Annotated in this window: 1 protein-coding gene; it reads left to right on the forward strand. The window is 58.6% G+C overall.

The window, feature by feature from the left end; all coding sequences use genetic code 11:
- Positions 1-3: 3 nt before the first annotated feature.
- On the forward strand, positions 4-1,090 hold a 1,087-nt coding region (locus O7A60_RS31680), incomplete at its 3' end, for a TlpA disulfide reductase family protein (protein ID WP_337109576.1).

Consider the following 1,090-nt stretch of genomic DNA (forward strand, 5'->3'; position numbering starts at 1 on the left):
ATGGTGCTTCGAATGGATTCCCCGGCCCCTGCGATCAAGGTGCAGAGCTGGCTGCGTGGCGAGCCGCTGACAGCCTTTCAGCCTGGGAAACTGTACATCGTCGAATTTTGGGCGACGTGGTGTGGCCCCTGCGTGGCGGCGATGCCCCATCTGGCGCAGCTCCAGGAGAAATACAAGGATCGCGGGCTTGAGGTTGTCGGAGTCGCAGCTTCTGAACGCGCCGCAACCGCGGACGAGGCGCGAACCAAGCTGGACGCGTGGTTGACCGAAAACTGCACGTATCTGAACTATCGGATCGCGTTCGACTTCACAGGCGAAATGAACAAGCTTTGGAGGAAACCCAGCTTCTCCCTCGGGATTCCGACCTCGTTCGTTGTCGATCGTGACGGCGCCATCGCCTTTATCGGTCATCCGACGGACCTCGCTAAGGTCTTGCCCGAAGTGATCAACGGCAGCTGGCGCACCAGCAAGCAAGCGAAAGCCGGCGATGCGAAGCGGATTGCCGAAGGCGAAGCCGAAATGGTGAAGATGCCGATTTTGGCGAAGTATTACGCGGCGTTCAAGGCACAGGAGTGGCACACGGCGCTCTCGGCCATCGAAGAGGGTGTCGCCTTGTTGCCGGACGATCCCGATATCCGCACGCGTCATGCGAATCTGCTGCTTCACGAAATGCGCGACATGCGGGCGGGCATGCCGGTCATCCAGCTCTTGGTTCGCGACGCGATCAACAAAAATTCCGTGGATTGGTTGTCTCAGGTGCTGGAACAACTCTTCCATCCGGAGGAGGACTATTCGTACCTTCCGTCTGCCGAGCGCTTCGCAATAGGCAAGGAGCTATCCGAACGCATCCTGGCTCTGGATCCCCCGGCAGGCGACGGCGCCTTCAAGTTCCTGTATTACCCGGCGCTCGGTCAGTACTTTTACGAGAGCGGCGACAAGGATCGCGCGATCGAGTTGATCGAAGTGGCACTGAAATCGCTCGTCGATTGGCAGGATGGCTCGGAAAAAACGAAACGCCGGATTGGACAGCGATTGCTGCAGGCCCTGGCCAACTACAAGGGTGAGCAGGTTTGCTCACAAGGTATTTGTA

This window comes from Mesorhizobium salmacidum (SeqCode) (genome assembly GCF_037179605.1).
GTDB lineage: Bacteria > Pseudomonadota > Alphaproteobacteria > Rhizobiales > Rhizobiaceae > Mesorhizobium > Mesorhizobium salmacidum.